General features: G+C 64.5%; 7 protein-coding genes. 6 read left to right on the forward strand and 1 reads right to left on the reverse strand.

Annotation, left to right across the window (positions count from 1 at the left end; genetic code table 11):
* Positions 1–12: 12 nt before the first annotated feature.
* Positions 13–135, reverse strand: a complete 123-nt coding sequence (gene ykgO, locus BFL43_RS16175) for a type B 50S ribosomal protein L36 (protein WP_084835712.1) — start codon at positions 133–135, stop codon at positions 13–15.
* Between the two features lie 69 nt (positions 136–204).
* On the opposite strand from ykgO, the gene BFL43_RS16180 reads away from it, so the two are divergent.
* From BFL43_RS16180 to istB, 6 genes are all read left to right on the forward strand, one after another.
* Entirely contained in the window at positions 205–1713 is a 1509-nt protein-coding gene (locus BFL43_RS16180) for a carboxyl transferase domain-containing protein (protein WP_084893523.1), read from the forward strand.
* A 146-nt stretch (positions 1714–1859) separates the two neighbouring features.
* Positions 1860–2294 (forward strand): SRPBCC family protein, encoded by a 435-nt coding sequence (locus BFL43_RS16185; RefSeq protein ID WP_084893524.1) that lies wholly within the window; start codon positions 1860–1862, stop codon positions 2292–2294.
* 95 nt (positions 2295–2389) lie between these two features.
* Positions 2390–5734, forward strand: a complete 3345-nt coding sequence (locus tag BFL43_RS16190) for a DEAD/DEAH box helicase (protein WP_084893525.1) — start codon at positions 2390–2392, stop codon at positions 5732–5734.
* A 162-nt stretch (positions 5735–5896) separates the two neighbouring features.
* Positions 5897–6658, forward strand: a complete 762-nt coding sequence (locus tag BFL43_RS16195; protein ID WP_346425974.1) for a hypothetical protein — start codon at positions 5897–5899, stop codon at positions 6656–6658.
* A gap of 499 nt (positions 6659–7157) precedes the next feature.
* Entirely contained in the window at positions 7158–8675 is a 1518-nt protein-coding gene (gene istA, locus BFL43_RS16205) for an IS21 family transposase (protein ID WP_084889768.1), read from the forward strand.
* Positions 8672–9436, forward strand: coding sequence for an IS21-like element helper ATPase IstB (istB, locus tag BFL43_RS16210; protein ID WP_084889766.1), 765 nt, complete (start codon positions 8672–8674; stop codon positions 9434–9436). The genes istA and istB overlap by 4 nt, the downstream gene beginning before the upstream one ends.
* Positions 9437–9447 lie beyond the last annotated feature (11 nt).

Genomic DNA, 9447 nt, shown 5'->3' on the forward strand with positions numbered 1-9447 from the left:
CACCGGGACGGATCAGCCCTGCCGGGCCTTGAGGCGAGGGTTCTTCTTGTTGATCACGAAGGTCCTGCCGCGACGGCGGACGACCTGGGATCCGGCCTGGTTCTTGAGTGACTTCAACGAGTTTCTGACTTTCACGACGCCTCCTGCTTAATGGGAATGATTATCAATAGTAGCGCATCGCGCAAGCCCCTCTACGGTTGACGGGTGAGCGACGAAACACAGGGGCCGGAGAAGGTGCCCGCGACGGAGTTGTTGGCGAAGTTGGCCGATGAAGGCAGTTGGCAACCCTGGGACACGCAGATCACGACGCTGCCCGCAGATCCCGACTATGCCGCCGACATCGCGCGAGCTCGTGAGAAGACCGGTCTGGACGAATCGATCATCTGCGGTGAGGCGACCGTGCACGGCGTCCGCGTCGCAATCGTGGTGAGCGAGTTCGGCTTTCTCGGAGGATCGATCGGCCGGGATGCAGGTCGCCGGGTGGTGTCCGCCATCCGCCGGGCCACCGCGCAGGAGCTCCCACTGTTGGCGCTCCCGGCCTCGGGTGGAACCCGCATGCAAGAAGGGACGGCCGCGTTCTTGCAGATGGTCAACATCACCGCGGCTGTGGTCGACCACAAGGCCGCGAAGCTGCCGTACCTGGTCTATCTGCGGCACCCGACCACCGGTGGCGTCTTCGCGTCCTGGGGTTCGCTGGGCCACGTGAGCATGGCGGGACCCGGTGCGCTGGTCGGTTTCCTCGGTCCGCGGGTCTTCGAAGGTCTCTATGGTGCGCCTTTTCCTGCCGGGGTCCAGGTGTCCGAGAACCTGCGGTCGCACGGGCTGATCGATCTTGTTGTGTCCGTTGCTGATCTGGGTGCGACGGTGGCGAAGATCGTTCGGATTCTCGCTGACCCGGTACGCACTGTCGGCGAAGCGGCGCCGCGGTCGCCGGACGCCGGTGTCGCCGAGTCGTCGGCGTGGGACGTCGTCGAGGCGTCGCGGCGACCGGACCGGCCGGGGGTCGCGCAGTTGCTCCGAGTGTCCGCGGAGGAGGCCGCAGAGCTTGCCGGAGGTGGCGAGATCGACGCCCGGAGCGGAATCGTGCTGGCACTGGCGCGGTTTGGTGGCCACTCGGTGGTGCTCGTCGGACAGGACCGCAATCGGCAATTGCCCGGAGCGTTGGTCGGCCCCGCGGACCTGCGACTGGCCCGGCGGGGGATGCGCATGGCGCAGAGCCTGGGTCTGCCGTTGGTCACGGTGATCGACACCCCGGGTGCAGATCTGTCGGTCGACGCAGAAGAAGGCGGGCTCGCAAACGAGATCGCCCACTGCATAGCCGAATTGACCGCACTTGAGGTGCCATCGGTGTCGGTGCTGTTGGGTCAAGGTGCAGGCGGTGCCGCACTGGCGCTCTTTCCCGCCGATCGGGTCATCGCCATGGCGAACTCCTGGCTCTCACCGCTCCCACCCGAGGGAGCGAGCCTGATCGTGCACCGCGACGTCAATTATGCGCCCGACATGGCCGCGCGACAAGGTATTCGGGCCACGGATCTCCACGCCTCCGGCATCGTGGATGTGGTCATCGCCGAGACCGGCGCGGCAGGTGGATTTCTGCCCGAGCTCGGCGCGCAGCTCGCCATCGAACTCGCAGACCTCGCCGCGACGGACCAGGCGGAGCGAGCGCGCCGCCGCGAAATACGTCGACAGCGGATCGGTGGTTCCGACGCCTGACCGTTCGCTTCGCCCGTCATCATCGCAGGTCATCGAGGTGGCACGAGAGTTCGCCTACAGTCGGGTTCAGGCGCCCGTGACCCGGCAGGCAGCAATCCGGCTCTCGGTGCCATCGGTCGGGGCCGAGATCTACGAGAGGACGACCCATGGTCGACGTGCAACGCACCTTCACCGTCAGCGCGGACAAGGAAAAGGTGCGTACATTCTTGCGCGATTTCGCCAACGCCACCCGATGGGACCCGGGGACCCAGAGTTGCGTCCAGAGCACACCGGGTCCCGTCACGCTGGGAACCAAGTGGGACAACACGTCGAAGATCGCGGGCATCTCCACCGAACTGGTCTACGAGCTGACCCGCGACGATCCCGAACACATCGTGCTCACCGGGACCAACAAGACCGCGACGAGTGTCGACGACATCAGGTTCGAAGCCGAAGGCCCTGACAAAACCGTGGTGACCTATCACGCGCACGTGGTCTTCAACGGCGCCGCGAAGTTGGCCGACCCCATCGTCAAACTGGTGTTTCTGCGACTGGCCGACGAGACCGAGAAACAAATGACGGAGACCCTCGAGGCTCTCTGACGCCGGAGTGTGGATAGCCGCCCTCTCTGTGTACAACCGGCGACGACGGCAGCAGATGGGGTGATCAGTCGGCGGGTCGCGTTAACCTGCAACCAATGACCACCGACTGGGCGTACCTGATCACCGCGGCGTCGCTGAGCAGCGACTACGACGCCGGGACGATCCAGCGTGGGTCGGCCTACGCGCGACAGCGGCGGCTCGTGGGCGTGACCTGGGACGAGGCAAAACGCCGCCTGACCGGACGCTGCCAAGGCTCGGGAGTCTCGATCTACTCGATCAAGATCGTCTTCAGCCATCTGGGACCGGCCTGGAAGATCGCCGACGCCTCGTGCACCTGCCCGGTCGGCTATTTCTGCAAACACTCCGTCGCCCTGCTTCTCGATTTCGCCCGTGACGCACCGGAGTCGCCTCGGTCCGCTCTGACGCTCGTGCCACCCACCCCGGATTGGGAGCAGAAGCTGCGGCCTTTGCTGACCCCGACCCCACCACGCAACGAACCTCTGGGTCTGCAGATGTTCGTGACCACACCGGACCCCCGGCGGCGGAGCGGCGCACCCCAGGTCGCGCTGCGCCCATTGCGCCCCGGGACGCGCACCGAGTGGATCCGATCCGGGATCGACTGGCCGACGCTGATGCAGGCGAGCCCCGATCACTTCGACGGGCGGCACCTCTCGATCCTGACGAGGATGGGGTCCGACTCGCTCCGGGCCACGGATTACGGGCTACCGCACGGCCTGATCCTCGCCACCGCGCCGTCGACCATTTGGCATCAACTCGACGAGGCCCTGGCGGCCGGAATCCCGATTCTCGGGGACCCGGCGTCGGGCATCGTCGAGATCCGCATCACCAAGGAGGCGACGCTGACCGTCGACCTCAGCGGAGACCACGGCGAAGACGCACACGTCACTGTCGAGATGGCAATTGACGACAAGGTGCTGACGGCGGACGACGTGACTGTGCTGGGAAAGCATGAGCCGCATGGCATCTGCTACCTGGACGACGAGGGTGTGGCGACGCTCGCGCCGTTCGATCCTGAATTTCGGCACATCGCAAAGCTGCTCCATACTCAGCCGATCATCATCCCGGCTGCCGACGCCCTCACGTTCACCAATGACTTCTTGCCGCGACTCCTCGACGCGGTACCGGTGCACGTACCCGAGGGACTGTTCACGCCGCCGACGGTCACCGGGCCGATCGGGCTTCTCACCGTGTCCTTCACCGAGGACGTCGCCCACACCGAGTGGGCGACCCGGTATCTGGTCAACGGTGAACCCCACGACATCGATCCCGGTGCGGTGAGCACGGTGCCACGTTGGCGCGACCGCGCGGCGGAAGACGAACTGTGGGAACGGTTGCGTGACGCGTTGGCATCGGTGGTGCTCGTCGTCGACCGTGCATCGCTCAAGGCCCTCGCCGCCTACACCGGCGGCGGATATCCCATGGGGGTGCTGCCGCCGGCCGACCAGATCGAACAGTCCGACTATGACGAGGCGGTCCGGGCGCAGTCGCTGACGACGCTCCGGCGGGGTCTGCATCTCGGCGCACTGGAGACGGCCCGATTCTGCGCCGAAGTCCTTCCCGGGCTCCACGAACGCGACGACCTGGTGGTCGAGGTCGACGAGAAGTCGCAGCGCTACCGCCGCGTCAAGGAGCGGGCCCGTCTGCGGTTCACCGGTGCAGAGACGATCGGGTCGGATTGGCTCGACCTCGAGATCACCATGGACGTCGACGACGAGCAGGTGCCGATCAAAGACGTGATCAGCGAGTTGTCGACGGGCGCAACCCACATGTTGCTTCCGTCTGGCGTGTACTTCCCGCTGGACGCGCCCGAACTGAACCGGCTCAGACAGTTGATGGACGAGGCCGAGGCGCTCGGCGAGTTCGACGATGACCGCGGCGCCAAAGCAGAGCCGGCCAACGTGACGTTGTGGGAGGAGCTCCTGCAGCTCGGGGTCGTCGACGACCAACTCAAGCAGTGGCAGGAGCGGGTCGAGAAGCTCAGTGCCGCGCGCCCGCCGACCGCGGTGGAACCCCCGGCCATGCTTCATGCCACTCTGCGCGACTATCAGCTAGAGGGTCTGAATTGGCTGTCGTTTCTGTGGGACAACGGTTTCGGTGGGATCCTGGCCGACGACATGGGCCTGGGCAAGACTTTGCAGACCCTGGCGATGTTCGGGCGGGCCCGGGAGCACGGGGAGACCCGGCGCTTTCTGGTGGTGGCGCCCACCAGCGTGCTCATCAACTGGGCCGCCGAGTGCCATCGGTTCACCGACTTGAAGGCCGTGACCGTCACCGCGACCCAGGCCAAGCGCCGTACGCTCCTGGCCGATGTGATCGCCGACGCCGACGTCGTGATCACCACGTACAACCTGCTCCGGCTCGACATCGACGCCTACAACGGGCAGGACTGGGCCGGAATGGTTCTCGACGAAGCGCAGTTCGTCAAGAACCACAACGCGAAGAATCACCAGGCCGCCCGACGGCTCAACACGCCGTTCAAACTCGCCATCACCGGCACGCCGATGGAGAACAACCTGATGGAACTGTGGTCGCTCTTGTCGATCACGGTGCCCGGCCTGTTCCCCGACCCGAAGTCGTTCGCGGCCTTCTTCCGCAAGCCGATCGAGAAGGGTGAGGATCCGGAGCGATTGCCGGTTTTGCGCAAGCGGATCAAACCGGTGATGCTGCGGCGCACCAAGGATCAGGTGGCCCGGGACCTGCCGGCCAAGCAGGAGCAGACTCTCGAGATCGAGTTGTCGGAGAAGCACCGCAAGATCTATGACACCCGGCTCGTCCGGGAACGCGAAGTCGTCCTCGGCCTGCTGGGGGACTGGGAGAAGAACCGTTTCCAGATCTTCCGGTCGCTGACGATGCTGCGGCAACTGAGCCTGCATGCCGGTCTCGTCGATCCCGCCCACGGCGACGTCGACTCGGCGAAGGTGACCTTCATCTGCGAACAACTGCCGGAATTGATCGCCGAGGGGCACAGCGCCCTGATCTTCAGTCAGTTCACCGGATTCCTCGATGTGCTGCGGAAGGCTCTCGACGTTAAGGGAATCCGGTACAGCTACCTCGACGGTTCGTTGTCGTCGCGAGAACGGGCCACCGCAGTCGAGACATTCACATCAGGCAAGACCCAGGTCTTCCTGATCAGCCTCAAAGCCGGTGGTTTCGGACTCAACCTGACCGAGGCCGACTACTGCTTCGTCTGCGACCCCTGGTGGAATCCCGCCGCCGAGGCCCAGGCGATCGACCGCACCCACCGGATCGGCCAGACCCGACCCGTCACCGTCTACCGGCTCGTATCCGCCGACACCATCGAAGCCAAAGTTGTTGCGCTCCAGGATCGCAAACGCGAACTGTTCACCGCTGTCGTCGACGATGGTGAGATGTTCTCCTCGGCCGTCGGTGCCGACGATATTCGGAACATGCTCGGGTAATCCCCCTGAGATCGTCCATTTCAGCGCAGCCAAACGGAAATATGCCCTTTATCGGTGCCCAGATGGACGATCTCAGGCTCGGTGGGTCGCCACCGGCCCGCTGCGCGTCGAATATGCATGGGGTGTGGGGTGTTCAGCCTGGCTGAGCTGCGAGAGCGGCAGATGAACTACTGGCTTGTGCGTAAGCAGGTCCGTGACGGATCGTTGATCCGACTGCGTCCTGGTTGGTACGCGACACCGATCGCTGATCCAGTCGCAGTGGAGGCAGTCCGGATGGGTGGAGCCCTCGGCTGCGTCTCCGCCCTGCGGCACCACGGACTGTGGGTACCGCCCGGATACGAGCGCGTGCACGTGCGGGTCAGTAAACACGGCAGACGAGAAGTCGCAAAGTTCTGCCATGGCTACGGCACTGCGACTCCGGTGGTCACAGCGATTGACTCCGTTCCCGTGGCGCTCGGAACTGCGGCGAAGTGTATGACGGATGAGGATTGGATAACGGTCTGCGATTCCGCGCTGAACAGTGCCGGATGGACCATTCCCGATCTGCAACTTCACATGGGAGTGGTGCCTGAGCAGTTGCGGGCGTTGATGAGGAAATGCGACCCGAAGTCGCAGTCGGGAACGGAGTCGTTGACCCGCCTGCGCCTGCGGGCGGCCGGATTCACTGTCCACGTGCAACCGGATATTCCAGACGTCGGGTGGGTAGATCTCCGGGTCGGCCGCCTGTTGATCGAATGCGACAGCGAACGTCACCACACCAGCCTTGAGAACTATCGGAACGACCGGCGCCGGGACCGCAATGCCCTGCTAGGCAGATGGCTGACGATGCGGATCACGTATGACGACGTCCTGTACGGCTGGCACGACGTTCTCGAGGACATCCGCGCCATCACCCGTGCCGACCGGCACCGCATTCGGCCCTGAGATCGTCCATGTCAGAGGTGGTGAAGGGCAGTATGCCCTCCGTGCATGCTGAGATGGAGGTGTCAGGGCGAAATCCCACCAAGCGATTTGAGAGGGTCGACGTGAGTCTCATCAGTGTTTCCGAGTTGGCAACCGAACTGGAAGAACGGCGGGGTGGGTTGCGACTGCTCGACGTGCGCTGGTCCCTGCAGGCCCCCGACGGTCGTGAGGCATACGAAAGAGGGCACATTCGCTCGGCGGTGTACGTCGACCTCGAAACCGAATTGAGTGACCACTCGGTGTCTTGTCGGCGGACATGAAAAACTGCCCGTAGGCGGACATGAAAGTGCCCACTGACGGCCAATAAGAACTGCTCACTGGCGGGCACGAATGTGCCCGTTGCCGGCCATGAATCTGCCCAGTCCTGTTGATCCCAGTGCGGCGCGTCTGCGCCGTGGGGGCCTCTCCCGAGGTTCGATGTCGATGCCTAGTCGATTCGAATCACCCGGGAGAGACCACATTGAAGTCTGACGGAGAACTCATGGAAATACTCAATGCCTACGATCTGACTGGGTCGTATCGCGCGGCAGCCGAACTTTGCGGGTGCTCGCATCACACGGTCAAGAAGGCGGTCGAGGACCGCGATGCCGGCCTGCCGCCGCAGGTTCGCCGGGCCCGACTGATCGACGACTTCACCCCGAACCTGGAGAAGTGGGTGCAGGATTCGCACGGCAAGATCCGCGGCGACAAAGCCCACGAACGCTTGGCCGCGTTGGGGTACACCGGCAACGAACGCACCACCCGCCGGGCACTGGCGGAGATCAAAGCTCAATGGCGCCTGGGCAATACGCGAGTGCACCGACCGTGGGTCACCGAACCCGGATTGTGGCTGCAGTACGACTTCGGTGACGGCCCGATCGTGAACGGCCGAAAGGTGGTGCTGCTGGTCGCGTGGTTGGCGTGGTGCCGCTTTCGGATCGTCATCGCCCTGCACGACCGGACCGGGCCGAGCGTGTTCGCCGGCCTCGACCGTGTATTTCGCATCGTCGGCGGCGCTCCGACGTACCTGCTGACCGACAACGAGAAAACGGTCACGACCGGGCACGTGGCGGGGGTTCCGGTCCGCAACCGTCATGCGGTGACCTTCGGCCGCTACTACGGCATCTCCGTCCTGACGTGTGAGCCGGCCGACCCGGCCTCCAAAGGCGGGGTGGAGAACGCCGTCAAACTCGCTAAAGCCGACATCGTGCCGACCGAGACGAACCTGCTAGGCGAGTACGCGAGTTTCGTCGACGTCGAGACCGCGTGCGGCGAGTTCATGACGCTTGTCAACAACCGGGTCCACAGGGCCACCGGCCGGGTACCGGCCGAGATGCTCGAGATCGAACGCACCCAGCTCCATGCGGTGCCCGATCTGCCGCACACCGCGGGCCTGGGGGTGACCCGCAAAGTACCGGACAACACTCCGATGATCACTTTCGAGCACGGCCAATATTCCATCCCGTCAACATTATTGGGACACAGTGTGTGGGTGCGCCACCACCCGGGTACCGATGAGGTCATCATCTGCGCCCTCGACGGCGGTGGCCCGGTCGAAGTGGCCCGGCACCGCCGCACCACCCGCGGCACCCCCGCAATCGATGACGCCCACTTCCCGGATCAGCCCGGCAAGATCCCCGGTGACTACCGGATCCGCGCTCGTAGCGCTGCTGAGCACGCTTTCCTGGCGATCGGAGAGGGCGCGGTGGTGTGGCTCAAAGAAGCCGCCGCCGTCGGGACCGAACGGATCTTTCAGAAGATGACCCACGCCGTGGACCTTTCGACCCTGAGTAGCCGCCCGGATGTGGATTGGGCATTGGGTCACGCCGCGGTGCACGGCCGGTTCGCCACCGGCGACCTCGACTCGATCCTCGCCAGCAAAGGAATGGACCCGACTCGCCACCAAGCCTCCGAAGACACCTCCTTGGCTCAAGGAACAACCGGATGGAACTCGTTCGGCCTCAACAATTCTCACGTAAACGACGAGGACATCGCATGAGTACCCCGACGCTGCCGGCCGAGGTGGAGCAGTTGATGCGCCAACTGCGGCTTCCCCACGCACGGGCGGTCGCCGGCGACGTGTTGGCCACCGCCCGCTCACAACGCTGGGATCCGGCCGAGGTCATCAAAGCGTTGCTGACTGAAGAAGCCGCTGGTCGAGCCCGGTCGATGCTCACCACCCGCCGCAAAGCCGCACGGTTTCCGACCGGCAAAACCTTCGATGTGTGGGACGAGAATGCCTCCTCGATCCCACTGCCCACCCAGCACGCGCTGCGCACCCTGGAATGGGTGGGGCGGCGGGAGAACCTGGTCGTGTGCGGGCCAGCTGGGACGGGGAAGACATTTTTCCTCGAAGCATTGGGACACAATGTTATTGAAGCAGGTATGCCGGTGGCTTGGTTCACCCTCGAACAGCTCGGGGTACTCGTACGTGCCCATCGTGCTGATGATTCTTTGGGCAAAGCCGTCGCCAAGATCGTCCGCGCCGAGCTCATCATTGTCGATGACGTCGGGCTCCTCCCGGTCGGCGCCGACGCTGCCGAGGGGCTCTACCGGATCGTGGAAGCAGCCTACGAACGCCGATCGGTCGCGGTCTCGTCGAACCTGCATCCCAGCGGGTTCGATGAGTTGATGCCCAAAACGTTGGCGACCGCCACCGTGGACCGACTGCTCCACCACGCACACCTCTGCCAGACCAGCGGAGACTCAGTCCGCCTCGCACAAGCCCTGCACGGACAGGGGGTCAAAGCCTTGAACTGACCACCCTCGGA

The organism is Williamsia sp. 1135, assembly GCF_002095395.1.
Classification (GTDB): Bacteria; Actinomycetota; Actinomycetes; order Mycobacteriales; family Mycobacteriaceae; genus Williamsia.

Excerpts from the sequence above, each read along its gene's own strand:
- istB (WP_084889766.1), top strand. The coding sequence starts at position 8,672 with ATGAGTACCCCGACGCTGCCGGCCGAGGTGGAGCAGTTGATGCGCCAA.
- BFL43_RS16195 (WP_346425974.1), top strand. The coding sequence starts at position 5,897 with ATGAACTACTGGCTTGTGCGTAAGCAGGTCCGTGACGGATCGTTGATC.
- BFL43_RS16185 (WP_084893524.1), top strand. The coding sequence starts at position 1,860 with ATGGTCGACGTGCAACGCACCTTCACCGTCAGCGCGGACAAGGAAAAG.
- BFL43_RS16190 (WP_084893525.1), top strand. The coding sequence starts at position 2,390 with ATGACCACCGACTGGGCGTACCTGATCACCGCGGCGTCGCTGAGCAGC.